The following is a 25,195-nucleotide window of genomic DNA, read 5'->3' as shown; positions in this document are numbered from 1 at the left end:
CCCCCGCCCCCGATTCCGAGGCGCCCACCGGCCCCGAGGGCGGCGACCCGCGAGGAGACCGGCCGTGATTTCGCTCGGCCGGGAGAGGACGATCGCACCCGGCCGCTCGACGTTGCCGCGCTCGCCCGCACTGCCGACGTTGGCCAGCACGACGGCGAAGTAGGGCAGGACCACGGCGCCGATGGCGAAGAACAGCAGCCACCAGCCGTGGGCGAAGAGCAGGCAGATGACGCAGAGCATCCTGATGCCCATGGCGATCGAGTACTTGATCGCGCGGGAGCGCCGCTCGGCGCTCGGCGACGGCGGTAGGGAGGTGAGTGTCTCGCGTGGTTTCACAGCCCTGCAAGCCTACGTCGCGGCGGGCGGGTGCAGGCCGGGAGGGCCTCATCCCGGAATCTGTTGCGCGACGCGCCTCTAGGATGTACGGGTCGCCCGGCGCCGCACGAGCGCCGGCAGGAGGGACACCATGACCACGCCGCGCACCGTCCTCGTCACCGGGGGCAACCGGGGGATCGGCTTCGCCATCGCCCAGGAGTTCGTGGCCGCCGGTCACCGGGTCGCCGTGACCGCGCGCTCGGGCTCCGGCCCGGAGGGCTCCCTCACCGTCGTCGCGGACGTGACCGACGCCGCCTCCATCGACGCCGCGTTCACGCAGGTCGAGGCCGAGCTGGGCCCGGTCGAGATCCTGGTGGCGAACGCGGGCATCACCCGCGACACCCTGCTGCTGCGCATGACGGAGGAGGACTTCACGTCCGTCGTCGACACGAACCTCACCGGGGCGTTCCGCGTCGTCAAGCGCGCATCGAAGGGGATGCTCAAGCAGCGCTTCGGCCGCGTCGTCCTCATCTCCAGCGTGGTCGGCCTCTACGGGTCGCCGGGCCAGATCAACTACTCCTCGTCGAAGGCCGCCCTCGTGGGCTTCGCCCGCTCGCTGACCCGCGAGCTCGGCGCCCGCAACATCACCGCCAATGTCGTCGCTCCCGGCTTCATCGAGACCGACATGACCGCGGAGCTCTCGCCGGAGCAGCAGGCGGAGTACCGGAAGAGCATCCCGCTCGCCCGCTACGGCACCGCTGCCGAGGTCGCGAAGGTCACGCGCTGGCTGGCCGGCGACGAGGCGGCGTACATCTCGGGTGCCGTGATCCCGGTCGACGGCGGCCTCGGGATGGGCCACTGACCGATAAGCCCTGGGCTTATATCCGACGGATATAAGCTCTAGGCTTATGCGATGACCTCCTCCGATGTCGTCGCCGTGCTCCTGGATCTGGTGACCTCCCGCTCCCTCGTCGACCGCGCGGGTGCTCAGCGCGAGATCGAGCGGGGCTTCGCCGAGGTGGAGGCCGCGGTCCCGGCGATCCAGCCCCTGCACCCGACGGTCGGCGACGAGTTCCAGGCGATCTACCCCTCCGTCCACGCCGCGCTCCGGGCGACGCTGCAGGCGCGCCTCTCGCTCCCGGCCGGCGTCGACTGCCGCGCGGGCATCGGCCTGGGCGAGGTGCGGGTGGTCGGGTCGGGGATCGCCGGGGACCTCGAGGACGGGTCCGGCTGGTGGCGCGCGCGCGAGGCCATCGATCGCGCCCACGCGCTCGAGGACGGTGCCGTGCCCACGGCCCGCGGATGGTTCGTCGCCGGGGACTCCGGCGAGGCGGCCGTCAACGCCTACCTCCTCTCCCGCGACGCGCTGGTCGGAGCGCTCAGCGCGCGCGATCGCCGACTCGTGCTGGGGAGCCTGCGCGGAGCGTCGCAGAAGGAGCTGGGCGAGCAGGAGTCGATCTCGCAGCCCGCCGTCTCGCAGGCGCTGCGGCGCGCGGGAGCGGGCGCCCTCCTCGCCGGCGCGCGCCTGCTGGAGGAGACGTGCTGACGGCGCTGCTGCTCGCCGTGATCGGCCTCGGCGACCTCGCGCGCACGCACCTCCGCCGCCGTGCGGCCCTCCTCGCGATCCCCGTGCTCGCCGCCGCAGCCGTGACCGCAGCGCTCCTCGCCGGAGCCCCGCCGCTCGGTGCGGCGATCGTCGTCGTCCTGGCCGGAGCCTGGCTGCTGACGACCACGACCGTCGAGAACGCGCGGCCGCCCGGGGGTCTGCGTCCGGCCGTCGCCCTCGTCGCGGCGGTCCTGGTGCTGACCGCTGTCGACCGCGCCGTCGGCATCCCGACGGGGCCGCTCGCGCCGACCATCGTCGCGAGCACGCTCCCTCCGATCGAGCAGCTCGCTCTGGCGGTCGGAGCCGGGCTCTTCCTGCTGGAGAGCGGCAACGTGATCGTGCGGGCGGCACTGTTCCGCGAGCTCCCGCAGGCCGAGCCCGCGCCGCGTCCGCGCTGGAGCGAGCGGTTCGCGCGTCGGGAGCCGGCCGACGCCCGCCTGCCGGACCTCCAGGGCGGGCGCACGATCGGACCGCTGGAGCGGCTGCTGATCGCCGGCCTCACGCTCGCCGGAGCGATCGGCCTCGCCGGTGCCGTGCTCGCGGCCAAGGGGATCGTGCGCTTCCCCGAGATCTCCCGCGACGGCGGCAGCGGCGAGAAGGCGGAGTACTTCCTGGTGGGCTCGCTCGTCAGCTGGGCGCTGGCGCTCGGCTGCGCCGGACTCGTCGCGATCGCGGGCCGCTGACCTTCCTGAGGCCGGGGGAGGCGGGCCTCAGCCGCGGAGGCCGAGGACAGGCAGCAGCTGCGACAGGTCGAGGCCGCCGACGACGAGGTCGGCGCGCTCGCGCACCAGGGGCTTGGCGTTGAAGGCGACCGCGAGGGAGGCGACCGCCATCATCTCCAGGTCGTTCGCACCGTCGCCGACGGCGATCGTGCGCTGCGGCGGGACGCCCGAGAGCGCCGCCCACTCGCGGAGCGCCTCCGCCTTGGCCGCGGCGTCGATGACCGCCCCGTCGACCGCTCCGGTCAGCAGGCCGTCCCCGCAGCAGAGGCGGTTGGCCCGGACGAAGTCGAGGCCGAGCGCACCGGCGACCGGGTCGAGGACCTCGTGGAACCCTCCGGACACCACACCGACGCGGCCGCCGGCGGCGTGGACGCCAGCCACGAGCTCGGCGGCGCCGGGCGTGACGCGGACGCCCGAGCTCACACCGGGGAGCACCGACTCCGGGACCCCGGCGAGAGTGGCGACCCGCTCGCGGAGGCTCTCGCCGAAGTCGAGCTCGCCGCGCATCGCCCGCTCCGTGACGGCGGCGACGCGCTCCTCGGAGCCGGCGTGCACCGCGAGGAGCTCGATCACCTCGTCCTGGAGGAGGGTGGAGTCCGCGTCGAGGACGACGAGGAAGCGGGCAGGCGTCGCAGGACGCTCACTCATGGGCCGGTCCGATCGGTCGGGTGGGCGCGCCGGGGCGCAGAGCTCGACCCGCGGGGGTGCTACGGGTGGACGACGACGCCCTTGCCGACGACGGTGATGCCCGACTCGGTGACGGTGAACCCGCGCTCGCGATCGCGGTCGTGGTCCACGCCGACTCGAGCACCGGGCTCGACGACGACGTCCTTGTCGAGGATAGCGCGGACGACCAGCGCGTCCGGGCCGATGCGGACCTTGTCGAAGACCACCGAGTCGGTGACCGTCGCGTTCGACTCGATGACCGTCCAGGGCCCGACGACGCTGCGCTCGATGTGCGCGCCCGAGATCACGGTGCCGAGCGAGACGACCGAGTCGACCGTCGATCCCATGTTGCCCTTGCCGTCGCGGACGATCTTGGCCGGCGGGGAGTTCAGCTGCGACGAGAAGATCGGCCACTGCTGGTTGTAGAGGTTGAAGACCGGCAGCGCCGAGATGAGGTCCTGGTGGGCCTCGAAGAAGGAGTCGATGGTGCCGACGTCCCGCCAGTAGTAGCGGTCGCGGTCGGTCGAGCCGGGGACGTCGTTGAGCTTGAGGTCGTAGACGCCCGCCTCGCCGCGCGCGACGAAGTCGGGGATGATGTCGCCGCCCATGTCGTGGTCTGAAGTGGAGGACTCGCCGTCGCGGATGACCGCGTCGATCAGGGCGTCCGCGTCGAAGACGTAGTTGCCCATGGAGGCGAGGACCTCGTGCGGGGAGTCGGCCAGGCCGACGGCGTCCTTGGGCTTCTCGAGGAACTCGGAGATCATCGTCGGGACGATGCCGTCGCCCGCCTCGTCACCGGCGAGCTGGATGACGCCGAACTGGTCCGCGAGCTCGATCGGCTGGCGGATGGCCGCGACGGTCGCCTTCGCACCGGACGTGATGTGCGCGTCGATCATCTGCGAGAAGTCCATGCGGTAGACGTGGTCGGCGCCGACCACGACGACGATGTCGGGCTTCTCGTCGCGGATCAGGTTGAGGCTCTGCAGGATCGCGTCGGCCGAGCCGCTGAACCAGCGCTTGCCCAGGCGCTGCTGCGCGGGGACCGAGGCGACGTAGGAGTTCAGGAGCCCGGAGAGGCGCCAGGTCTGCGAGACGTGGCGGTCGAGCGAGTGCGACTTGTACTGCGTCAGCACGACGATCTGGGTGAGACCGGAGTTGATCAGGTTGGACAGCGCGAAGTCGATCAGCCGGTACTGCCCGCCGAACGGCACCGCGGGCTTGGCCCGGTCCGCCGTGAGGGGCATGAGGCGCTTTCCCTCGCCGCCGGCGAGGACGATGCCGAAGATCTTCTTTGACTGCATGCCACCACAGTAGGGGCTCGGGCTTCCCCGTGGACCCCGGCTGTCGCCGGGGGAGCGCCCTGTACTACGGTTCGGGGGTGCGAGTCGATCTGCTGACCAAGGAATACCCGCCCGAGGTGTACGGGGGAGCCGGTGTCCACGTGGCCGAGCTCACCAAGGCGCTGCGCAGCGACCTGGAGGTCGTGGTGCGCTGCTTCGGCGCGCCGCGCGAGGAGGAGGGCACGTTCGCGTACTCCGTCCCCGCGGAGCTCGCTGAGGCCAACGGCGCGCTGCAGACCCTCGGGGTCGACCTGCAGATCGCGCAGGACGCGGCGGGGGCCGACCTGGTCCACTCCCACACCTGGTACGCCAACGCCGCGGGGCGTCTCGCCCAGCTCCTGCACGGCATCCCGCACGTGGTCTCGGCGCACAGCCTCGAGCCGCTGCGTCCGTGGAAGGCCGAGCAGCTCGGCGGCGGCTACCGCGTCTCGAGCTGGATCGAGCGGGAGGCGTACGAGAACGCCGACGCCGTGATCGCGGTGTCCGGCGGCATGCGCGAGGACATCCTCCGCTCCTACCCGGCCCTGGACCCGGCGAAGGTCCACGTGGTCTACAACGGCATCGACCTCGACGCCTGGCACCCGGTCGAGGACGAGGCCGTCCTCGCCGAGCTGGGCATCGACCCCTCGCGCCCCTCCGTGGTCTTCGTCGGCCGCATCACCCGGCAGAAGGGCCTGCCCTACCTGCTCCGCGCCGCGGCGACCCTGCCTCCCGAGGTGCAGCTCGTGCTCTGCGCGGGCGCCCCCGACACCCCCGAGATCATGGCCGAGGTCACCTCCCTCGTCCGCAGCCTCCAGGAGGAGCGCACCGGCGTCGTCTGGATCGACCGGCACCTGCCGCGCCACCAGCTCTCCGCGGTCCTGACGAACGCGACCACGTTCGTCTGCCCCTCGATCTACGAGCCCCTCGGCATCGTCAACCTCGAGGCGATGGCCTGCGGTGCGGCGGTCGTCGGGACGGCGACCGGCGGCATCCCGGAGGTCGTCGACGACGGCGTGACCGGCCGTCTCGTCCCGATCGAGCAGGTCACCGACGGCACCGGTACCCCCGTGGACCCGGAGCGCTACGTCGCCGACCTGGCCGCCGCCCTCGCCGAGGTCGTCGCCGACCCGGAGACGGCGAAGCGGATGGGCGCCGCGGGCCGCGAGCGCGCGCAGAGCCACTTCAGCTGGACGCAGATCGCGCGGGACACCCGGGCGATCTACGACTCGCTCGTCTGAGCCTCCCGGCCGCCTCCTTTAGAATGGCTCCCATGCCCAGCGTTGTCTCGTTCGTCGATGTGTCCTTCGTCCGGAACGGCAAGCGGATCCTCGACCACGTGTCGTGGGACGTGGCCGAGGACGAGCGCTGGGTGATCCTCGGCCCCAACGGGGCGGGCAAGACCTCGATCCTGCAGATCGCCGCCGCGCAGAACTACCCCTCGACCGGTGCCGCGCACCTGCTCGAGGAGACCCTCGGCCGGGTCGACGTGTTCGAGCTGCGCCCGCGCATCGGCTACGCCTCGACCGCGATGGCGCGCCGCCTCCCGGCCGGCGAGAGCGTGCTCGACGTCGTGATGACCGCCGCCTACGCCGTCACCGGCCGCTGGAACGAGGGCTACGACGCGATCGACGAGCGCCGCGCCCGCCGCGTGCTGTCCGAGTGGAAGCTCGAGCACCTCGCCGAGCGCACCTTCGGGACGCTCTCGGACGGCGAGCAGAAGCGCGTCCAGATCGCCCGCGCGATCATGACCGACCCCGAGCTGCTCCTGCTCGACGAGCCGGCCGCGAGCCTCGACCTCGGCGCCCGCGAGGAGCTCGTCCAGCTGCTGGGCGGCTTCGCGAAGGACCCGGCGTCGCCCGCGATCGTGATGGTGACCCACCACGTCGAGGAGATCCCCGACGGCTTCACCCACGCCCTGCTCCTCCGCGACGGAGCGGTGGTGGCGGCGGGCCCGCTGGCCGAGTCCCTGACCGAGGCGACGCTCGCCGAGACCTTCGGGCTCGACATCGCTCTCACCCGCGAGAACGGGCGCTTCTCGGCCCGCGCCCGCGGCTGACCCCGGCTCCGGGGTCCGGACGCGCCGCGACTTCTGAGCGCGCTGCCGGTCTGGTATTCTCGGTAGCTGGTTCGGGCCCGTTCGCGGTGCGCCCGCCCTCATCCACCCGTTCCCGTCGACGACAGGTGCGGTTCAGGACCATCGACGACAGGACACGACCATGAAGACCGACATCCACCCCGAGTACTCCGCGATCGTCTTCCGCGACCTCGCGTCCGGTGAGACCTTCCTCACCCGCTCGACCGCGAAGAGCAGCAAGACGATCGAGCTCGACGGCGTGACCTACCCCGTCATCGACGTCGAGATCTCCTCCGCCTCGCACCCGTTCTACACGGGCAAGCAGCGCATCATGGACTCGGCCGGCCGCGTCGAGAAGTTCAACAGCCGCTACAAGAACTTCGGCAAGTAGCACTCCTCGAAGGGCCCTCGACCTCACGGTCGGGGGCCCTTCGTCGTTCCCGCGGGGCGGTCCTCAGTAGCGGTAGAAGCCCTCTCCGGTGGCCGTTCCGAGGCGGCCGCGATCGAGGTACGCCGTCTTCAGGTGGGCGGCGAAGGCCTGGGAGGCCTCGTCCGGGGCCGCGGCGGCGATGTTGTAGGCGGTCCGCAGACCGACGACGTCGAAGATCTGGAAGGGTCCGAGCGGGGCGCCGGTGCCGATCCTCCAGGTCTTGTCGATGGTCTCGTGGTCGGCGTAGCCGCCCATGAGCACACCCGACGCGGCGTTGAGGAGCGGCACCAGCAGCGAGTTCAGGACGTAGCCGGCCTTCTCCTTCTGCAGCCTGATGGGCTCGAGGCCGCTGGAGACGGCGAACTCCACGACGGCGTCGACCACGGCGGGGTCCGTGTCCGCCGTCCCCATGATCTCGGCCGTGTTCTGCGCCCAGACGCGGTTGGCGTAGTGCAGCGCGAGGAACCGGTCGGGTCGGCCGGTCGAGGCCTTCAGGTCGCTGGGGAGCAGCGTGGACGAGTTGGTCGCGAAGACCGTGCGCTCGGGAGCGAGCGCACCCAGGCGGCCGTACAGCTCCTGCTTCAGGCCCAGGTCCTCGGGGACGGCCTCGATCACGAGGTCGGCGTCGGCGACAGCCTCCGCGAGGTCGGAGGTGAGGCGGAGGGAGTCGAGCGCCTCCTGCGGTCCGCCGGCGACGCCGCCGGGCACCGACTCGTAGACGCCCGCGAGACCGCGGAGCCGCTCGCGCGCCGACTCGAGGACGTCGTCGAAGAGGTCGTAGACGGTGACGTCGAAGCCGTGGAAGGCCGACTGGAAGGCGATCTGGGAGCCGAGCACTCCGCTGCCGAGGACGGTGACCGTGCGGATCGTGGGCATGACTTCTCCTTGCGAGAGGGGGGAGGGGGAACACGTGCTCACCCGATCCCACAGCGCCGCGGTCCGCGGAGCGAGGGCTTGCGCCGACGGGCGGGCCGTGGCCGTCGGGGAGCCGGCGCGGTAGCGTCCCGGCATGGTGTCCTTCGCCGACAAGCCGATCCTGCCGTTCACGACTCCTGAAGAGTGGGACGCCTACCTCCGCGGCGAGCCCGACCCGGACGGAGCCCGGCTGAAGCTGCGGAAGAAGGCCGCCGTCGATCCGGGGATCACCTACGCCGAGGCGCTCGACATCGCGCTCTGCCACGGCTGGATCGACGGTCAGGCGGGAGCCTTCGACGAGCAGTTCAAGCTCCAGGCCTTCACCCCGCGGCGTCGCGCTAGCCCGTGGTCCAAGGTCAATCGCGATCACGTCGCACGGCTGCTGGCGGAGGGCCGGATGCTGCCGGGCGGGCTGGCCGAGGTCGAGCGGGCACGCGCCGACGGGCGCTGGGACGCGGCCTACCGGCAGCGCGATGCGGAGGTGCCGGACGACTTCCAGCGGGCGCTCGACGCGGATCCGCAGGCCCTGGCCTTCTTCGCGACCGTCGGCGGGCAGAAGCGCTTCGCGTTCCTCTTCCGCCTCTCGCAGCTGAAGCGGGCGGCGACGCGGGAGCGGCGGATCGCGGAGTACGTGGCGCTCCTGCGCGAGGGGCGCACGCTGACTTGAGGGGTCAGTGGCGGACCGGCCAGCCCCCGTCGGCGACGAAGGACTCGTCGCGGACGCGGCGCATGTACTCCTGGAAGGACTCGGCCTGGGTGCGGCACCAGTCGACCTGGAGCGCGTGCAGGGCCTCCGCGCCGACTCCGAGCTCGTCGGCGAAGGCGCGGCCCAGCGCCTGGGCGACCCGACCCGCCGCGATCGCGTCCGCGCCCGCGTCGTGCGCCTCGGTGAGGGCGACGCCGTAGTGCTCGGCGGCGAGGGTCAGGGTGCGCTTGCCCTTGCGGTAGCGGTCCACCGCCTTGTCGATCACGAGCGGATCGACGACGGGGCTCGGGTCGAGCAGCACGGGCACGCCCCAGCGGCGCGCCTCGTGGGCGAGAAGCGAGAGGTCGTAGGGGGCGTTGTAGACGACGACCGGGATGCCGCGGGCGAGGAGCGAGCGCAGCGCCTCGGAGATCTCGGCCACGACCTCGCCGGCGGGGCGGCCGTGCGCGCGGGCGTGCTCGGTGCTGATCCCGTGGACGGCGGAGGCGCCGGCCGGGATCTCGACCCCGGGATCGGCGAGCCAGGTCGTGCCCTCGATCGGCTCGCCCGCCGCGTCGATCACGCCGACGTGCGCGGTGACGATGCGGCTCGTGCGGACGTCGATGCCGGTGGTCTCGAGGTCGAACACGGCCAGCAGGTCGAACCACCGCGCCCCTTCGGAGGGGACGAGCTCCTGCTCGGCGTCGTCGAACAGCATCGGCTCGGTCTGCGTCTCGGTCGTTCCGGTGGTGCTCACGCCGACAGCCTAAAGGGGGCCTCCGACATCGGCCGGAGGCCCCTCGGCGTGCTGCCGGGTCAGCGGGCCTCGTGCGCCTTGGCGACGTGGAGCCAGAAGAAGCCCTGCGTGCCGAGTGTCATCGTCAGCGTGCCGTCGTCCGAGAATCCGGGGAAGCGGCCGCCGCCGAACAGGTCGCTGAGCGTCGATCCGGGGTTCTCCGGGTCCGTGATCGTGACCGAGACCGGGTTGTGGTTGAAGCTGAAGACGCAGAGCACCTCCTCGGGCTGGTCGCCCATCTCGGAGCCCGAGCCGGCGTAGTCCCGCACGAAGGCGAGCACCGACTCGTGGTCCGTCTCGAGGACGCGCATCGACCCCAGGCCGAACGCCGGGTGGCCGCGGCGCACGTGCAGGACGTTCCGCATCCAGTGCAGCAGGGAGCGGGACTGCGCCAGCTGCGCCTCCACGTTGACCTGGTTGTAGTGGTAGACGAGCGACTGGACGATCGGCTGCACGAGCTTGCCGGGGTCGGCGGCCGAGAAGCCGGCGTTGCGGTCGGGCGTCCACTGCATCGGCGTGCGCGACGCGTCGCGATCGTTGAGCCAGATGTTGTCGCCCATGCCGATCTCGTCGCCGTAGTACAGGAACGGGCTGCCGGCGAGGGAGAAGAGCAGGGCGTTGATCAGCTCGAGCTCGGCACGCGAGTTGTCCAGCAGCGGCGCGAGCCTGCGGCGGATGCCGATGTTCGAGCGCATCCGCGGGTCGTAGGCGTACCAGCCGTACATGGCCTGGCGGTACTCCTCGGACACCATCTCGAGCGTGAGCTCGTCGTGGTTGCGGAGGAACACGCCCCAGGCGGCGCCGCTGGGGATGTCGAACGTCTCGGAGAGCACCTTCTTCAGCTCGTTCGCCGTCTGCGCGCGGAGGGAGTAGAAGATGCGCGGCATGACCGGGAAGTCGAACGCCATGTGGCACTCGGGCTCCTCCTCCGTGCCGAAGAACGCGGCGACCTCCCGCGGCCACTGGTTCGCCTCGGCGATCAGGATGCGGCCGGGGTAGTCGCGGTCGACCATGGTGCGGAGGTTCTTGATGAACTCGTGGGTGGGCGGCTCGCCCTCTCCGTTGCCCTCGTCGGACTCGTAGAGGTAGGGGATCGCGTCGAGCCGGATGCCGTCGACGCCGAGGTCGAGCCAGAACTTGACCACGTCGTGGATCGCCTCGTGCACGGCGGGGTTCTCGAAGTTGAGGTCCGGCTGATGCGAGAAGAAGCGGTGGAAGTAGAACTGGCGGCGCTCGGCGTCGAAGGCCCAGTTCGAGTCCTCGGTGTCGACGAAGATGATGCGGATGTCCGGCCACTTGTCGTCGGTGTCGTTCCAGACGTAGAAGTCGCCGTAGGGGCCCTCGGGGTCGGACCGGGACTGCTGGAACCACTCGTGCTGGTCGCTGGTGTGGTTGAGCGGGAAGTCCATCACGATGCGCATGTTGCGCTCGTGGGCCTTCCGCACGAGGTCGCGGAAGTCCTCCATCGTGCCGAACTCGGGGAGGATCGCCTTGAAGTCGGAGACGTCGTAGCCGCCGTCGCGCAGAGGCGACATGTAGAACGGCGGGAGCCAGAGGGCGTCGATGCCGAGCCACTGCAGGTAGTCGAGCTTGGAGGCGAGCCCGTTGATGTCGCCGGCGCCGTCGCCGTTGGAGTCGTAGTACGACCGGATCATCACCTCGTAGAACACCGCCCGGCGGTACCACTGGGGGTCGAGGGCGAGTCCGGGGAGTTGGATCGGCGACGTGAAGCTCACGGTGCTCCTTCTGCTGCTGCCTGAGCGGATGACCGTCTCGCGAGACGGGTGGGCGGTGCGCCGTGTTGCGAGCGCGTGATCATGCTCCCGGCTCGGATCGAGGCCACGCAAGGCGTTGCGGCCAGATCTTCGACGGGCTTTCCCTACGATAAGGAACGCGATGACCACTCCCTCCCCCTACGCCTCCGATCTCGGCCGTGTCCCCGTCCGCGAGGCCGCGGTGGACGTCGCCGGATCCCGCACCGCCTACTGGACCTACGGCGCTCCGGACGCCTCGACCGTCCTCGTGCTGGTGCACGGGTTCCGCGGCGAGCACCACGGCCTCGAGCCCGTCGTCGCCCGTCTGCTCGCCGGGGGAGCGGACGTGCGGGTCGTCGCTCCCGACCTGCCCGGCTTCGGCGCCTCGACCCCGATGACGCGCCTGCCGCACGACGTGGACGGCTACGCCTCCTGGCTCGGCTCCTTCCTCGACGCGCTGGGGCTCCGCGGCGAGGCGGCCGTCCTCGGCCACTCCTTCGGCTCGATCGTCGCGGCCGCGGCCGTCGCCGACGGACTGCCCGCTCCGCTCCTGGTGCTGGTCAACCCGATCGGCGCGCCCGCCCTGCAGGGTCCCCGCGGAGTCCTGACCAGGCTCGCCGTCCTCTACTACAGGCTCGGCGCGCTCCTGCCGGGGCCCCTCGGACGCCGCCTGCTCAGCGACCCGCTGATCGTGCGGGTGATGAGCCTGGCGATGGTGAAGACGAAGGAGCCGGCGCTGCGACGCTTCGTGCACGACCAGCACGACCGCTACTTCAGCGCCTTCGCCTCCCGCGACACGGTCCTCGAGGCGTTCCGCGCCTCCGTCTCGCACGACGTCGGCGAGTACGCCTCCCGGATCGGCGTGCCGACGCAGCTGATCGCCGCGGCGCAGGACGACATCACTCCGCTCCCGGCGCAGTACCGCCTGCTCGAGAGGCTGCCGCACGCCCGCCTGCACGTCATCGACGGAGTCGGCCACCTGATCCACTACGAGACGCCGGACGAGGCCGCCGCCGTGCTGCGGACGGCCCTCGAGGAGGGGATCGACCGATGAGGATCGTCGTCGACTGCCGGTACACCCGGCTCGAGCGGCACGACGGGATCAGCCGCTACACCGCGGAGCTCGTCCGCGAGCTCGCGAAGCTGCACGACGTGACCATGCTGATCAGCGACCGCCGCCAGCTCGCGATGCTCCCGTCGCTCCCGTGGGAGCGCGTGACCGGGCCGACCAGCCCGTTCGAGCCGTTCGTCGCGCTGCTGGTGAACCGGCTGCGGCCCGACGTGGTCTTCTCGCCGATGCAGACCATGGGCTCGCTCGGCCGCCGCTACCGGCTCGTCCTGACCGTGCACGACCTCATCTACTACCGCCACCGCACTCCGCCGCGCGACCTGGCCGCTCCCGTGCGGGCGCTCTGGCGGCTCTACCACCTCGCCTGGTGGCCGCAGCGGAGGCTCCTCCAGCGCGCCGACGCGGTCGTCACCGTCTCGGAGACCACCCGCGACCTGATCCGCTCCCACCGCCTCACCACCCGGCCGGTGGTCGTCGTCCCGAACGCGGCGACCGAGCCCGACGAGGCGAGCGCCGCTCTGGCGGGATCGCTGCCCGACCGGTCGGCCGGGCGCTCGCTCGTCTACATGGGCTCGTTCATGCCCTACAAGAACGTCGAGACGCTCGCGCGCGCGATGCGGCTTCTGCCCGACTACGAGCTGCACCTGATGAGCCGGGCGAGCGACGAGACCGTCGAGACGCTCCGGGCCCTGGCGCCGACCGCGAAGCTGGTGTTCCACCAGGGGGCGCCGGACGCGGAGTACCGCGCGGTGCTCGCGCGGGCGACCGCTCTCGTGACGGCGAGCAGGGACGAGGGCTTCGGGATCCCGCTGGTCGAGGCGATGGCGCTCGGGACGCCGGTCGTGGTGAGCGACATCCCGATCTTCCGCGAGATCGCACAGGACGCCGCCGTGTACGTCGACCCGTCGAGCGCGAAGGGCATCGCGGACGGTGTGCGGTCGCTCGAGGACGGCGCCGTGTGGCGGACGCACTCGGCCCGGGCGACGGAGCGGGCCGCGGCCTTCTCCTGGCGCGACTCCGCCCGGGTGCTCTTCGGGCTCCTGCAGGATCTCGGCCGGCGCTGACGCGGGGCCGGCGATCGGACCGCCGCCGGGAGGCGGGGCCGTCAGGCTCCCGGGGCCGGGCTGAGCACGTCGTCGAGGTCGACGTCCGCCACGACCACGTCGCCGGAGTCGTCGACGCCGACGATGCGCAGAGCCCCGTCGACGATCGCGAAGTCGTGCCGGGAGCCGTTGCCGACCGAGACGCCGTGCGCGGGGAGGTCCTCGCTGCTGAGCGCGCGGATCAGGCTGCCGATGACCGCACCGTGCGTGGCGACGACGACGGACGCGTCGGGGAAGCGCTCGGCCACCTCGAGCAGCGCGGCGGTCGCCCGCTCGACGACCTCGGCGCGGGTCTCGCAGCCGGGGATCGGCGCGCGCTCGATGCCTCCGGGGAAGCGCTCGGCGAGCTCGGGACCGGTCATCCCCTCCGCCTCGCCGTAGGCGCGCTCGGCCAGGCCCGGCGCCGCCAGCGGCTCGTCGAGTCCGAGACCGCGCGCGATGATCGCTCCGGTGTCGAAGGCGCGCTGCAGCGGACTGGCGACCACCGCGTCGAAGCGCCGGTCGGCGAGCAGCCGCGCCGCCGCCCGCGCCTGGGCGCGCCCGGTCGCATTGAGCGGGATGTCGCTCCTGCCCTGGATGCGCCGGGCGGCGTTCCAGTCGGTCTGGCCGTGGCGGACGAGGGTGAGCTGGGTCACAGGGGCCTCTCGGGAGGTCGGGTGCGGAGCGGGCGGGAGCTCAGAGGGCGGCGGTGCGGCGCGCGGGCAGGCGCTCGGCGAGCTCGCGGAGCACCTCGCTGGTGCCGCCGTCGATCTTGATGCTCGCGCGCGAGTCGCCCTTGGTGGTGCCGCGGTTGACGATCACGATCGGCATCCGGGCGCGACGGGCGATCTCGAGGAAGCGGATGCCGGAGTTGACCACGAGCGACGAGCCGGCCACGAGCAGCGCGTCGGCGCCCGCGACGATGGCGCGCGCCTCCTCGAACCGCTCGGTCGGGATGAACTCGCCGAAGAAGACGATGTCCGGCTTCAGGATCCCGCCGCAGACCGTGCACTCGGGGACGGTCATCGCCGAGACGTCGTGGACCTCGGCGTCGCCGTCGGGGTTGAGGGAGGAGACGTCGGGGTCGTCGAGCCAGGGGTTGAGCGCCTCGATCCGCTCGGCCACCGCGTCGCGGGCGAAGTACTGGCCGCAGGTCATGCAGCGCACACGGTCCGCCGAGCCGTGCAGATCCACGACGCGGCGCGAGCCGGCCCGGACGTGCAGGCCGTCGACGTTCTGGGTGACGACGCCCGTGAGCAGGCCGCGCTCCTCGAGCCGGGCCAGGGCCCGGTGGCCGTCGTTGGGGAGCGTGCTGGTGAAGCGGCGCCAGCCGAGCTGGCTGCCGGCCCAATACCGGCGGCGGTAGTCGGGATCGGCGACGAACTGGGAGTAGGTCATCGGGCTGCGCACCGGTGCCCCGGCTCCGCGGTAGTCGGGGATGCCCGAGTCGGTGCTCATGCCCGCGCCGGTGACGGCGGCGATGCGGCGCCCGCTGAGGAGTTCGACGGCCTGCTCGACCGCGAGCGCCTCGGGGCCCTCGGCGACCGGTGTCGAACTCGACTCCATGCGCGCCTCCTTCGAGGGCCGTTCGAGCGGCCCCTGGACGAGTTTAGTCCGCGCCGTGCCCTAGATTGCCGGGATGCCGATCGTGCACATCACCGACCTCGACCACCCGCTCCTCGCCGACTACCACCGCCTCACCGACGTGGCGCTGCGGCGGGTGCTGGAGCCGGAGGGCGGTCTGTACATCGCCGAGTCGGCCAAGGTGATCGAGCGGGCGCTCGACGCCGGGCACCGTCCCCGCTCGGTCCTGGTGCAGGAGAAGCGGCTGCCGGACGCGGCCGGGGTGCTCGAGCGTCATCCCGAGGTGCCGGTCTTCGTGGCACCGGATCCGCTGATCGAGGAGCTGACCGGGTTCCACCTCCACCGCGGAGCGCTCGCCTCGATGCACCGTCCGCCGCTGCAGCCGATGGCCGAGCTGCTGGAGGGCGCGCGCCTCGTCGTGATCCTGGAGGACCTGGTCGACCACACCAACGTCGGCGCCGTCTTCCGCGCCGCGGCCGGCATGGGCGCGGACGCGGTGCTCGTGACGCCGCGGTGCGCGGACCCCCTGTACCGGCGCAGCGTCCGGGTGAGCATGGGCACGGTCCTGCAGGTGCCGTGGACGCGCACCCCCGAGTGGGCACCGGCTCGCCGCGCTCTGGAGGAGGCCGGCTTCTCGGTCGCCGCGCTGGCGCTCGCTCCGGACGCGGTGCCGCTCGACGAGTACGCGGCGGCTCGCCCCGAGCGCGTCGCGATCGTCCTGGGCGCCGAGGGGGACGGGCTCAGCCGCGCGGCGCTGGACGCCTCGGACACCGTCGTCACCATCCCGATGCTGCACGGCGTCGACTCGCTCAACGTGGCCTCGGCGAGCGCCGTCGCACTGTGGGCGCTGACCCGCGGGCGCTGACCGCCCGGCTCCGGCGCTCGGCGGCCCCGCGGTGACCTGCTGCTGACGCTCCCGACGCTGGATCGGGGTCGGTGCCGCGCGTCACCCGCCGCGTCCGACGACGGGGCGGCGTCCGGGACGGGTGAGAGGCCCGCCCGTACGATGACGGAATGACCTCCCCGACCCGATCCGACGACGCCCTCGACCTGTTCGGGGAGCCCGCCGCGCCGGAGCCGCGACCGCGTCGACGGCGCGGGGCGGTCGTCGCCGGTCTCGTCGCCGCGACCGTGCTGGTCGGTGGAGGCGGTGCCTACGCGACCAACGCGGCGACCGCGGAGCTGCCGACGGCGAGCGCCGTCGCGGTGGACCCCGTCTCGAGCACCGTCGACGCGCCCGCTCTGGCCTGGCCTGCCTACGGCTCCGGCGCCGTGGCGGCCGTGGGCATCGACGGGACGGAGGAGGACGGGCTGCTCGCCCGCTACGGCTCCACCGGAACCGTGCCGACGGGGAGCATCGCCAAGGTCGTCACCGCTCTCGTCGTCCTCGCGGCGAAGCCGATCGCGGCGGGGACGGACGGGGAGACCATCACCTTCACGAGCGCGGACGTGCAGTACTACAACGACACCCTGGCCGAGAACGGCTCGAACGCTCCGGTCACCGCGGGTCTGCAGCTGACCGAGCGGGAGGCGCTGACCGCCATGATGCTCCCGTCCGCGAACAACTACGCGAAGTCGCTCGCGATCTGGGCGTACGGCTCGGAGGACGCCTTCCTCGCCGCGGCGCGCGGCTGGCTCGACGGGCAGGGGCTCGAGCGGACCTCCCTCGCCGACACCAGCGGGCTCTCGCCGGCGACGGTCAGCACGACGGCCGAGATGGTGCGCCTGGGCGAGCTGCTGATCGCGGACCCGGTGCTCGCTCCGATCGTCGCGATGCCGACCGCGGTCATCCCGGGGGTCGGCGAGGTCGACAACACCAACTCGCTCCTCGGCCGCTCGGGAGTGGACGGGATCAAGACGGGGACGACCGACGAGGCGGGCTCGTGCCTGCTGTTCTCGCTCGACTCGACCGTCGAGGGCCGGCCGGTCACCCTGGTCGGCGTGGTGGTGGGCGCGCGCACGCACCCGCAGCTCGCCGCGGACGTGCTGACCCTCGTCCCGACCGTCGAGGCGGGCTTCCGGACCGTCCCGCTGACCGTCGAGGGCCAGGACTACGGCACCCTCACGAGCGCCTGGGGGGAGACGGCGACGGCCGAGACCGCGGAGGCGCGGTCCGTGCTGGTGTGGGGCGCGGTCTCGACGACGACCACGGTCGCCCTCGATCCGCTCGAGACCGTCGCCGACGGCGAGCGCGTGGGGACCGCGACCGTCGACGTCAACGGCACCCCGTACGAGCTTCCCCTCGTCGCCGACGGGTCGATCGAGGACCCGGGCTTCGCCTGGCGCCTCGGCCACCCGGCCGAGCTGTTCGGCTGAGCGCGGGGCGAGCCGCCGCCTCCCGGGAGCGGATCAGGCCAGGGGATCCGCGGCCCTATCGCCGATGATCCGCACGCCGGCGGTCGCGATGTCCTCGGCGACCTCCTCCGGCGTCGCGTTGCCCGGCACGACCGAGCCCGGCTCCGAGGCCGCGGGATCGATGCTCCAGCGCTCGGCGGAGGGCCGCTTGGCGGTGATGAAGTCGCCGGAGGACTGGTGGCGGACTCGGCGCAGCACCCAGGGCACGAGGTACTCCCGCGCCCACTGGATGTCCTCCGTGCGGGCGGCACGCCACGTGCGGGCGTGCAGCGGCTCCGGGGCGAGGGGGCGCAGGTCGTTCTCGACGTTCAGCGACTCGAGGACCATGCGCGCGACCTCGTGGTGGCCGTGCGGGTTGAGGTGCAGGCGGTCCGGCGCCCACATCCGCACGTCCTGGATCTCCTGGAGGGACCACTGGTCGGCGACGATGCAGTCGTACCGCTTGGCCAGCGCCCGCAGGTTCTCGTTGTAGATCGCGACCTTCCCGCGGATCCGCCCGAACACGGGGGAGAAGCCCACGTCCACTCCGGTGAAGAGGACGACGGTCGCCCCGTCGGAGCGGAGCCGGGCGAGGCCCGACTCGAAGCGGGACGCGATGTCGTCGGGGTCGGTCCCCGGGCGGATGACGTCGTTCCCGCCCGCGGAGATGGTGATGAGGTCGGGGCGCAGCTCCAGGGCGGGCTCGACCTGCTCGTCGACGATCTGCTGCAGGAGGCGGCCGCGCACCGCCAGGTTGGCGTAGGCGAAGTCCTCGTTCTGGCTGCCCAGGACCTCCGCCACGCGGTCCGCCCAGCCGCGGTGCCCGCCGGGGCTGCCGGGCTCGGGATCGCCGATCCCCTCGGTGAAGGAGTCGCCCAGGGCGACGTAGCGGGACCACGGATGACGCTGCTCGACCATCCCTCCATCATGCTCCGCACCCGGCCGCCGGTGGCACGGCGCGACACGCCGTGCGCCTCCCGGCGGGCCGCGGAGACCGAGCCGCTGTCGGAGGCGTCGGCTAGATTCGGTCCACGTGAACAGTCCCTCGAGCTTCGGTCATCAGGTCGGCACCTCCGCCGCTGAGCACCTGTCCCCGTCGTTCCCGGGCAGGGCACCGTGGGGTACCGCGAACAAGCTCCGCGCCTGGCAGGCGGAGGCGCTCGAGGCCTACTTCCAGCACGAGCCGCGCGACTTCCTGGCCGCCGCGACCCCGGGCGCGGGCAAGACCACCTTCGCGCTGCGGCTGGCCGCCGAGCTGCTGCACAACCGCACGGTCGACCGGATCACCGTGGTCGCGCCGACGGAGCACCTCAAGCGCCAGTGGGCCGAGGCCGCGCACCGCGTCGGCATCCGCCTGGACCCGACCTTCACCAACCGCATGGGCCGCCACGCCCGCCACTACCACGGCGTCGCCGTCACCTACGCGCAGGTCGCGGTCCGCGCCGAGCTCCACCGCGAGCTCACCCTGTCCGGGCGCACCCTCGTCATCCTCGACGAGGTGCACCACGCCGGCGACGCGCTCAGCTGGGGCGACGCGGTGCGCGAGGCCTTCGAGCCCGCCGTCCGCCGGCTCTCGCTGACCGGGACGCCGTTCCGCTCGGACACGGCAGCGATCCCGTTCGTCAGCTACCTGCCGGACGAGGAGGGCATCCGCACCTCGCTCACCGACTACGCCTACGGCTACGGCCGCGCGCTCGCGGACGGCGTCGTCCGGCCGGTGCTGTTCATGGTCTACGCCGGGCAGATGCGCTGGAAGTCGAAGGCCGGCGACGAGATGGAGGCGCGGCTCGGCGAGGGCAACACCAAGGACATCACCTCGCAGGCCTGGCGGACCGCGCTGGACCCGAAGGGCGACTGGATCCCCTCTGTCCTCCGCGCCGCGAACACCCGCCTCACCGAGGTGCGGCGCGCCGTGCCCGACGCCGGCGGCCTGGTCATCGCGACCGACCACTACACCGCGCGCGCCTACGCCGCGATGCTCCGCGAGATCAGCGGCGAGACCGTCACCGTCGTGCTCTCCGACGAGAAGGAGGCGAGCGACCGGATCGAGGAGTTCGCGAAGGACACCAGTCGCTGGATGGTCGCGGTCCGCATGGTCTCCGAGGGCGTCGACGTGCCGAGGCTCGCCGTCGGCGTCTACGCGACATCGGCGTCGACTCCTCTGTTCTTCGCCCAGGCGATCGGCCGCTTCGTGCGCGCGCGGCGCCGCGGCGAGACCGCCTCGGTGTTCCTCCCGAACGTGCCTGGCCTGCTCGCGCTGGCGGGCTCGATGGAGCTGCAGCGCGATCACGCCCTCGACCGCAGGACCTCCGACGACGAGGAGTACCCCGAGGCCGACCTGATGGCCGACGCCGAGCGCAGCGACAAGGCGTCCTCCGATCTCCTGGAGGAGGGCCGCTTCGAGTCGATCGGCTCGGCCGCCACCTTCGACCGCGTCGTCTACGAGGGCGCCGAGTTCGGGATGGAGGTCGAGGTCGAGAGCGAGGAGGAGCTCGACTTCATCGGCCTGCCGGGGCTCCTCGAGCCCGACCAGGTGCGGGAGCTCCTCCAGCACCGGCAGCAGCGGCAGGCCAAGCGCGCCGGCAGCCGCGCGGGGGCGGCGGCCCCGGCCGAGCCGGTGAGCGAGATCCCGGCACCGCTCTACCGCACGCTCAAGGAGCAGCGCAGCCTGCTCAACTCCCTGGTCGGCCTGTGGGCACGGGGGACGGGCGAGTCGCACGGCCAGGTGCACACCGAGCTGCGCCGGCTCTGCGGCGGACCCGCGGTGGCGCAGGCGAGCGTGACCCAGCTGCAGGCGCGGATCGATCTCCTGCGGCGCAGGCTCGGCTCGCACTGATCGCGGTGAGGCGCCCCGGTACGTGGCGCCGCGCTCTCGACGACGGAGCCGATCGCTGCTCCTGTCCAGCCCGGCCGGCCCCTCCGCGTGCACCGGACAGTCCCTCCGGCGCGTTCTAGCCGATGCACCCGGCGCGGCGCCAGCCCTCCCCGGCGGACCGGGCGCGACCGTACTGTTCGAGCGTGACCCACCGGAACGACCTGCCCGCTCACGCGCCCGCAGGACGAACCGGACGGCGGTTCCGGCCGCCGGTCGTGACCACCGGAGGAGGACCGCGCGATGAGCGCTGACCGTCAGGGGAATGCTCGAGACACGCTCGCTAAGCTGAGCAGTCGGTCCGTCGCGGAAGTGACGGACCATCACCCCCGACGTCGGGCATCCGCAGACCGCACATCGGCGTCTCCCGGACTGCCCGAGAACAATCCCCTGAGGAGTCTCGTGGAGACCTGGCCCGGAACCGCCTACCCGTTGGGCGCGACGTTCGACGGAAGCGGCACGAACTTCGCCCTGTTCAGCGAGATCGCCGAGCGCGTCGAGCTGTGCCTCTTCGAGGAGGACGGCACCGAGACGCGCGTCGAGATCCAGGAGTCGGACGCCTACGTCTGGCACTGCTACCTCCCGCAGGTCCAGCCGGGCCAGCGCTACGGCTTCCGCATCCACGGACCGTACGACCCCGATGCCGGCCACCGCTGCAACCCGAACAAGCTGCTGCTGGACCCCTACGCGAAGGCGATCTCGGGGGAGATCGACTGGGACCAGTCCCTCTTCTCGTACACCTTCGGCGACCCGGACTCGACGAACGACGAGGACTCGGCGCCGCACATGATGATGGGCGTCGTCATCAACCCCTTCTTCGACTGGGCCGGTGACCGCCGCCCGCGCACCTCCTACGACAGCACCGTGATCTACGAGGCGCACGTGAAGGGGCTAACCAAGACGCACCCCGACGTGCCGGAGGAGCTCCGCGGCACCTACGCCGGAGTCGCCCACCCCGCGGTGATCGACCACCTCAAGCACCTGGGCGTCTCGGCGATCGAGCTCATGCCCGTGCACCAGTTCGTGAACGACTCCACGCTGATGGACAAGGGCCTCTCGAACTACTGGGGCTACAACACGATCGGCTTCTTCGCTCCGCAGAACACCTACTCCTCCACGGGCGACCAGGGCCAGCAGGTCCAGGAGTTTAAGAGCATGGTGAAGGCGCTCCACGCGGCCGGCATCGAGGTCATCCTCGACGTGGTCTACAACCACACGGCGGAGGGCAACCACCTCGGCCCCACCCTGTCGTTCCGCGGCATCGACAACGAGGCGTACTACCGCCTCGTCGACGACGACAAGCGCTACTACATGGACTACACCGGCACCGGGAACACCCTGAACGTGCGACACCCGCACTCGCTCCAGCTGATCATGGACTCGCTGCGCTACTGGGTGACGGAGATGCGCGTCGACGGCTTCCGCTTCGACCTCGCCTCGGCGCTGGCACGCGAGTTCTACGACGTCGACCGGCTCTCCACCTTCTTCGAGCTCGTCCAGCAGGACCCGGTGGTCTCGCAGGTGAAGCTGATCGCCGAGCCGTGGGACGTCGGGCCCGGCGGCTACCAGGTGGGAAACTTCCCGCCCCAGTGGACGGAGTGGAACGGCAAGTACCGCGACACGGTCCGCGACTTCTGGCGCGGCGAGCCGTCGACGCTGGGGGAGTTCGCCTCGCGCCTCACCGGCTCGGCCGACCTCTACGCGCACTCGGGCCGCTACCCGGTCGCCTCGATCAACTTCGTCACGGCGCACGACGGCTTCACCCTCCGGGACCTGGTCTCGTACAACGAGAAGCACAACGACGCCAACGGCGAGGACGGCAACGACGGGGAGTCGCACAACCGCTCCTGGAACCACGGCGTGGAGGGGCCCACGGACGACCCGCGGGTGCTCGCGCTCCGGGCACGCCAGCAGCGGAACTTCCTCGCGACGATGCTGATCTCCCAGGGCGTCCCGATGATCCTCCACGGCGACGAGCTGGGCCGGACCCAGAACGGCAACAACAACACCTACGCCCAGGACAGCGAGCTGACCTGGATCGACTGGGCGCACGCCGACCGGCCGCTGCTCGAGTTCACCGCGGCGCTCATCCGCCTGCGCGCCGAGCACCCGACCTTCCGACGCATGCGCTTCTTCGACGGCCGCCCCGTCCTGCGCGGCGACGGCGAGCCCCTGCCCGACATCGTCTGGTTCACCGCCGCCGGCACCGAGATGTCCCCGTCCGACTGGGACTCCGGTCTCGGCCGATCGGTGGGCATCTACCTCAACGGCAACGGGATCCGCGAGCGCGACCAGCGCGGACGCCCCGTCACCGACGACAGCTTCCTCCTGTACTTCAACGCCGACGACGTCGACGTCGAGTTCGCGATCCCGAGCGACGAGTACGCGCTCGAGTGGAGCGTCCTCGTCGACACCGCCGGTGCCGAGGCGGACTCGATCCCGCGTCCGGCGGGGGCGATGCTCACCGTCCAGGCGAAGTCGCTCGTCATCCTCCAGGAGCACAGCACCCCCGAGCCCGAGGTCGACCACTCGGTCGCCGCCTCGCTCGCGTCCCTGGCCGCCACCTCGGCCATCCCGATCGTCTCCTCGACCGGACCCACCAGCCCCCACGCCGAGTCGACCGACTCCGCGACCGCACCCTCGACAGGAGCCTGACGTGCGTCTGCCCGCCTCCACCTACCGCCTCCAGATCCGGTCGGCGTTCGACCTCGACGACGCCGCCCGCGTCGCCGACTACGTGCGCGCGCTCGGAGCGGACTGGCTGTACTTCTCGCCGCTGCTGAAGGCCGAGCCCGGCTCGGACCACGGCTACGACGTGGTGGACCACACCGAGGTCGATCCCGACCGCGGTGGCGCGGCCGGCCTGGCGAACGCCTCGGCCGCGGCGCGGGCGGAGGGCCTCGGCGTCCTCATCGACATCGTCCCCAACCACATGGGCGTCGCGACCCCGAGCGAGAACTCGTGGTGGTGGGACCTGCTGAGGAACGGGAAGTCCTCCCGCTACGCCACCGCCTTCGACATCGACTGGGAGGCGGGGGGCGGGAAGCTGCGCGTGCCTATCCTCGGCGACGGTGCGAGCGAGGGAGACAGCGACAGCGAGCTCGACGCGCTCGAGGTCGTCGGCGACGAGCTGCACTACTACGAGAACCGCCTGCCGATCGCGCCCGGCACCGCCGAGCCCGGCGACTCCGGCCGCACGGTGCACGAGCGCCAGAGCTACGAGCTCGTGAACTGGCGCCGCGCCGATGCCGAGCTGAACTACCGCCGCTTCTTCGCGGTGAACACCCTCGCCGCCATCACGGTCGAGCGGCCCGAGGTGTTCGACGCCTCGCACTCTGAGATCGTCCGCTGGTTCACCGAGGGGCTCGCAGACGGCCTGCGCGTCGACCACCCGGACGGCCTGGCCGACCCGGGCGGATACCTCGACGACCTGGCCCGCGCGATCGGCGGCGCGCCGATCTGGGTCGAGAAGATCCTCGAGGGCGACGAGGAGCTCCCGCCGCACTGGGCGACCGTCGGCACCACGGGCTACGACGCCCTGGCCGACGTCGACCGCATCCTGGTCGACCCCGACGCCCGCCCCGTGCTGGAGGGCCTCGACGCCGAGCTCACGGGGAAGGGCGCCCCGCTGCAGTGGGCCGACCTCATCCACGACACCAAGCGCGGCATCGCCGACGGCATCCTCCGCTCCGAGGTCCTGCGGCTGGCCCGCCTGATCCCCGGCATCGAGGGGGCGGACGACGCGCTGGCGGAGCTCCTGGCGACCTACCCGGTCTACCGCAGCTACCTCCCGTACGGAGCGGAGCACCTCGAGCACGCCCGCGTCGACGCCGTGCGCCGCCGCCCAGAGATCCGCGCGACCATCGACGAGGTCGCCGCGGCGCTCGGCGAGACCGGCACGCCGGTGTCCGTGCGCTTCCAGCAGACCTCCGGCATGGTGATGGCGAAGGGCGTCGAGGACACGGCGTTCTACCGCTTCAGCCGCCTCACCTCGCTGAACGAGGTCGGAGCGGACCCGGACGAGTTCGCGATCGACCTGGTCGAGTTCCACCGCCGCCAGGCCGTGCGCCAGGCCTCGTTCCCCGCCTCGCTCACCACGCTCTCGACCCACGACACGAAGCGCGGCGAGGACACCCGTGCCCGCATCACCGCACTGGCCGAGGACCCGGAGGCGTGGGCGGCGACTCTCCGCGAGCTCCACGACCTCGTCGGCTTCGGCGACGGCCCGATCGAGCACCTGCTCTGGGAGGCCGTCGTGGGGACCTGGCCCGCGAGCCGCGAGCGCCTGCACGCCTACGCCGAGAAGGCGTCGCGCGAGGCCGACGACTCGACGCACTGGACCGCTCCTGACGAGCAGTTCGAGAAGCGGATGCACGCGGCGATCGACGCGGCGTTCGACGAGCCCGCCGTCCGCCGGCTGGTCGAGCAGACCGTCGAGCGGGTGTCTGCCGCCGGCTGGTCGAACGGCCTCGCCGCGAAGCTCGTGCAGATCACCGCCCCGGGCATCCCGGACGTCTACCAGGGCAGCGAGCTCTGGGAGACCTCCCTCGTCGACCCGGACAACCGCCGCGAGGTCGACTTCGGGCAGCGTCGAGCGCTGCTGGAGCGGATCGACGGCGGCTGGAAGCCCGCGATCGACGCCGAGGGAGCCGCGAAGCTCCTCGTCACCTCACGCGCCCTCCGGCTCCGCCGCGACCGCCCCGAGCTGTTCACCCGCTACGCCGCCGTCCCCGCGATCGGGCCCGCCGCCGAGCACGCGATCGCTTTCGACCGCGGCGGCGCGCTGACCGTCGCGACCAGGCTCCCCGAGGGCCTTGCCGCTTCGGGCGGGTGGAACGGCACGGTCGTGGTCCTGCCCGGGCACCCGATGGAGGACGTCCTCACCGGCCGCACCTTCGCGGGAGGAGTGACTCCGGTCGCCGAGATCCTCGCCGACTACCCCGTGGCACTGCTCGCCCCGGTCTCCTGA

The 25,195-nt window shown here is 72.1% G+C and carries 23 protein-coding genes; 14 read left to right on the top strand and 9 right to left on the bottom strand.

Annotated features, from left to right (window positions below; all coding sequences use genetic code 11):
• Window positions 1-336, bottom strand: a 336-nt coding sequence (locus C5C57_RS10095; protein ID WP_146082408.1) for a DUF3099 domain-containing protein, incomplete at its 3' end; no start/stop codon positions are given.
• A gap of 130 nt (window positions 337-466) precedes the next feature.
• Here C5C57_RS10095 and C5C57_RS10090 point away from each other — a divergent pair.
• The 3 genes from C5C57_RS10090 to C5C57_RS10080 are packed head-to-tail and all read left to right on the top strand — an operon-like array spanning window position 467 to window position 2,604.
• Complete coding sequence (locus tag C5C57_RS10090) at window positions 467-1,177, top strand: beta-ketoacyl-ACP reductase (protein WP_104225284.1); 711 nt, start codon at window positions 467-469, stop codon at window positions 1,175-1,177.
• Between the two features lie 51 nt (window positions 1,178-1,228).
• On the top strand, window positions 1,229-1,861 hold the full coding sequence (locus tag C5C57_RS10085; RefSeq protein ID WP_104287905.1) for a SatD family protein: 633 nt from the start codon (window positions 1,229-1,231) through the stop codon (window positions 1,859-1,861).
• The gene (locus C5C57_RS10080) at window positions 1,855-2,604 is read left to right on the top strand and encodes a hypothetical protein (protein ID WP_104287904.1); all 750 of its coding nucleotides are present in this window, start codon (window positions 1,855-1,857) and stop codon (window positions 2,602-2,604) included. The genes C5C57_RS10085 and C5C57_RS10080 overlap by 7 nt, the downstream gene beginning before the upstream one ends.
• A 27-nt stretch (window positions 2,605-2,631) precedes the next feature.
• Here C5C57_RS10080 and serB read toward each other — a convergent pair whose 3' ends face one another.
• A complete protein-coding gene (gene serB, locus C5C57_RS10075; RefSeq protein WP_104297572.1) occupies window positions 2,632-3,291 on the bottom strand; it encodes a phosphoserine phosphatase SerB in 660 nt (219 codons plus the stop codon).
• 59 nt (window positions 3,292-3,350) lie between these two features.
• Window positions 3,351-4,610 (bottom strand): glucose-1-phosphate adenylyltransferase, encoded by a 1,260-nt coding sequence (locus C5C57_RS10070; RefSeq protein ID WP_104221960.1) that lies wholly within the window; start codon window positions 4,608-4,610, stop codon window positions 3,351-3,353.
• Between the two features lie 77 nt (window positions 4,611-4,687).
• Between C5C57_RS10070 and glgA the strand changes: the two genes are divergently transcribed.
• The 3 genes from glgA (at window position 4,688) to C5C57_RS10055 (ending at window position 7,096) form a co-directional block, all read left to right on the top strand.
• Entirely contained in the window at window positions 4,688-5,869 is a 1,182-nt protein-coding gene (gene glgA, locus C5C57_RS10065; RefSeq protein WP_104225282.1) for a glycogen synthase, read from the top strand.
• A gap of 32 nt (window positions 5,870-5,901) precedes the next feature.
• Window positions 5,902-6,687 carry an ABC transporter ATP-binding protein gene (locus C5C57_RS10060; RefSeq protein ID WP_104221964.1) on the top strand — a complete coding sequence of 262 codons (786 nt, stop codon included), beginning with the start codon at window positions 5,902-5,904 and terminating at the stop codon, window positions 6,685-6,687.
• 160 nt (window positions 6,688-6,847) lie between these two features.
• On the top strand, window positions 6,848-7,096 hold the full coding sequence (locus C5C57_RS10055) for a type B 50S ribosomal protein L31 (RefSeq protein ID WP_068253003.1): 249 nt from the start codon (window positions 6,848-6,850) through the stop codon (window positions 7,094-7,096).
• 63 nt (window positions 7,097-7,159) lie between these two features.
• Here the strand turns inward: C5C57_RS10055 and C5C57_RS10050 are convergent, their stop codons facing one another.
• Window positions 7,160-8,011, bottom strand: a complete 852-nt coding sequence (locus tag C5C57_RS10050; RefSeq protein WP_104297571.1) for a 3-hydroxyacyl-CoA dehydrogenase — start codon at window positions 8,009-8,011, stop codon at window positions 7,160-7,162.
• A gap of 133 nt (window positions 8,012-8,144) precedes the next feature.
• Between C5C57_RS10050 and C5C57_RS10045 the strand changes: the two genes are divergently transcribed.
• Window positions 8,145-8,717 carry a YdeI family protein gene (locus tag C5C57_RS10045; protein ID WP_104297570.1) on the top strand — a complete coding sequence of 191 codons (573 nt, stop codon included), beginning with the start codon at window positions 8,145-8,147 and terminating at the stop codon, window positions 8,715-8,717.
• Window positions 8,718-8,721: 4 nt separating this feature from the next.
• Here the strand turns inward: C5C57_RS10045 and C5C57_RS10040 are convergent, their stop codons facing one another.
• Together C5C57_RS10040 and treS are read right to left on the bottom strand one after the other, a co-directional pair.
• Window positions 8,722-9,453: a 3'-5' exonuclease gene (locus C5C57_RS10040; RefSeq protein WP_104222136.1), complete on the bottom strand. Its 732-nt coding sequence runs from the start codon at window positions 9,451-9,453 to the stop codon at window positions 8,722-8,724.
• 98 nt (window positions 9,454-9,551) lie between these two features.
• Window positions 9,552-11,267: a maltose alpha-D-glucosyltransferase gene (treS, locus tag C5C57_RS10035; protein ID WP_104221970.1), complete on the bottom strand. Its 1,716-nt coding sequence runs from the start codon at window positions 11,265-11,267 to the stop codon at window positions 9,552-9,554.
• Between the two features lie 160 nt (window positions 11,268-11,427).
• Here treS and C5C57_RS10030 point away from each other — a divergent pair, with 160 nt between their 5' ends.
• On the top strand, window positions 11,428-12,339 hold the full coding sequence (locus C5C57_RS10030; RefSeq protein WP_104250357.1) for an alpha/beta fold hydrolase: 912 nt from the start codon (window positions 11,428-11,430) through the stop codon (window positions 12,337-12,339).
• On the top strand, window positions 12,336-13,418 hold the full coding sequence (locus tag C5C57_RS10025; RefSeq protein ID WP_104297569.1) for a glycosyltransferase family 1 protein: 1,083 nt from the start codon (window positions 12,336-12,338) through the stop codon (window positions 13,416-13,418). The genes C5C57_RS10030 and C5C57_RS10025 overlap by 4 nt, the downstream gene beginning before the upstream one ends.
• 41 nt (window positions 13,419-13,459) lie before the next feature.
• Here C5C57_RS10025 and C5C57_RS10020 read toward each other — a convergent pair whose 3' ends face one another.
• Both C5C57_RS10020 and C5C57_RS10015 read right to left on the bottom strand, forming a co-directional pair.
• Window positions 13,460-14,092: a histidine phosphatase family protein gene (locus C5C57_RS10020; protein ID WP_104260686.1), complete on the bottom strand. Its 633-nt coding sequence runs from the start codon at window positions 14,090-14,092 to the stop codon at window positions 13,460-13,462.
• Window positions 14,093-14,132: 40 nt separating this feature from the next.
• The gene (locus C5C57_RS10015; RefSeq protein WP_104297568.1) at window positions 14,133-15,002 is read right to left on the bottom strand and encodes a Sir2 family NAD-dependent protein deacetylase; all 870 of its coding nucleotides are present in this window, start codon (window positions 15,000-15,002) and stop codon (window positions 14,133-14,135) included.
• Window positions 15,003-15,075: 73 nt separating this feature from the next.
• On the opposite strand from C5C57_RS10015, the gene C5C57_RS10010 reads away from it, so the two are divergent.
• Together C5C57_RS10010 and C5C57_RS10005 are read left to right on the top strand one after the other, a co-directional pair.
• Window positions 15,076-15,885, top strand: a complete 810-nt coding sequence (locus tag C5C57_RS10010) for an RNA methyltransferase (protein WP_104297567.1) — start codon at window positions 15,076-15,078, stop codon at window positions 15,883-15,885.
• Window positions 15,886-16,034: 149 nt separating this feature from the next.
• Window positions 16,035-17,336, top strand: a complete 1,302-nt coding sequence (locus C5C57_RS10005; RefSeq protein WP_104246813.1) for a D-alanyl-D-alanine carboxypeptidase family protein — start codon at window positions 16,035-16,037, stop codon at window positions 17,334-17,336.
• Between the two features lie 33 nt (window positions 17,337-17,369).
• Here the strand turns inward: C5C57_RS10005 and C5C57_RS10000 are convergent, their stop codons facing one another.
• Window positions 17,370-18,272, bottom strand: a complete 903-nt coding sequence (locus C5C57_RS10000) for an SGNH/GDSL hydrolase family protein (protein ID WP_104246814.1) — start codon at window positions 18,270-18,272, stop codon at window positions 17,370-17,372.
• A 115-nt stretch (window positions 18,273-18,387) separates the two neighbouring features.
• On the opposite strand from C5C57_RS10000, the gene C5C57_RS09995 reads away from it, so the two are divergent.
• The 3 genes from C5C57_RS09995 (at window position 18,388) to treY (ending at window position 25,195) form a co-directional block, all read left to right on the top strand.
• On the top strand, window positions 18,388-20,190 hold the full coding sequence (locus tag C5C57_RS09995) for a DEAD/DEAH box helicase (protein ID WP_104246815.1): 1,803 nt from the start codon (window positions 18,388-18,390) through the stop codon (window positions 20,188-20,190).
• A gap of 438 nt (window positions 20,191-20,628) precedes the next feature.
• Window positions 20,629-22,881, top strand: a complete 2,253-nt coding sequence (gene glgX, locus C5C57_RS09990; protein ID WP_104237465.1) for a glycogen debranching protein GlgX — start codon at window positions 20,629-20,631, stop codon at window positions 22,879-22,881.
• 1 nt (window position 22,882) lies between these two features.
• Window positions 22,883-25,195, top strand: coding sequence for a malto-oligosyltrehalose synthase (treY, locus tag C5C57_RS09985; RefSeq protein WP_104246816.1), 2,313 nt, complete (start codon window positions 22,883-22,885; stop codon window positions 25,193-25,195).

This window comes from Rathayibacter sp. AY1C5, assembly GCF_002931705.1.
Taxonomy (GTDB): domain Bacteria; phylum Actinomycetota; class Actinomycetes; order Actinomycetales; family Microbacteriaceae; genus Rathayibacter.
This window is presented reverse-complemented; position numbering and strand designations above follow the sequence as displayed.

What these genes read in the sequence shown, in the direction of transcription:
- C5C57_RS10090 (WP_104225284.1), top strand. Translation starts at nt 467, where the DNA reads ATGACCACGCCGCGCACCGTCCTCGTCACCGGGGGCAACCGGGGGATC.
- C5C57_RS10085 (WP_104287905.1), top strand. Translation starts at nt 1,229, where the DNA reads ATGACCTCCTCCGATGTCGTCGCCGTGCTCCTGGATCTGGTGACCTCC.
- serB (WP_104297572.1), bottom strand. Translation starts at nt 3,291, where the DNA reads ATGAGTGAGCGTCCTGCGACGCCTGCCCGCTTCCTCGTCGTCCTCGAC.
- C5C57_RS10070 (WP_104221960.1), bottom strand. Translation starts at nt 4,610, where the DNA reads ATGCAGTCAAAGAAGATCTTCGGCATCGTCCTCGCCGGCGGCGAGGGA.
- C5C57_RS10060 (WP_104221964.1), top strand. Translation starts at nt 5,902, where the DNA reads ATGCCCAGCGTTGTCTCGTTCGTCGATGTGTCCTTCGTCCGGAACGGC.
- C5C57_RS10055 (WP_068253003.1), top strand. Translation starts at nt 6,848, where the DNA reads ATGAAGACCGACATCCACCCCGAGTACTCCGCGATCGTCTTCCGCGAC.
- C5C57_RS10050 (WP_104297571.1), bottom strand. Translation starts at nt 8,011, where the DNA reads ATGCCCACGATCCGCACGGTCACCGTCCTCGGCAGCGGAGTGCTCGGC.
- C5C57_RS10045 (WP_104297570.1), top strand. Translation starts at nt 8,145, where the DNA reads ATGGTGTCCTTCGCCGACAAGCCGATCCTGCCGTTCACGACTCCTGAA.
- C5C57_RS10040 (WP_104222136.1), bottom strand. Translation starts at nt 9,453, where the DNA reads ATGCTGTTCGACGACGCCGAGCAGGAGCTCGTCCCCTCCGAAGGGGCG.
- C5C57_RS10030 (WP_104250357.1), top strand. Translation starts at nt 11,428, where the DNA reads ATGACCACTCCCTCCCCCTACGCCTCCGATCTCGGCCGTGTCCCCGTC.
- C5C57_RS10025 (WP_104297569.1), top strand. Translation starts at nt 12,336, where the DNA reads ATGAGGATCGTCGTCGACTGCCGGTACACCCGGCTCGAGCGGCACGAC.
- C5C57_RS10015 (WP_104297568.1), bottom strand. Translation starts at nt 15,002, where the DNA reads ATGGAGTCGAGTTCGACACCGGTCGCCGAGGGCCCCGAGGCGCTCGCG.
- C5C57_RS10010 (WP_104297567.1), top strand. Translation starts at nt 15,076, where the DNA reads ATGCCGATCGTGCACATCACCGACCTCGACCACCCGCTCCTCGCCGAC.
- C5C57_RS10005 (WP_104246813.1), top strand. Translation starts at nt 16,035, where the DNA reads ATGACCTCCCCGACCCGATCCGACGACGCCCTCGACCTGTTCGGGGAG.
- C5C57_RS10000 (WP_104246814.1), bottom strand. Translation starts at nt 18,272, where the DNA reads ATGGTCGAGCAGCGTCATCCGTGGTCCCGCTACGTCGCCCTGGGCGAC.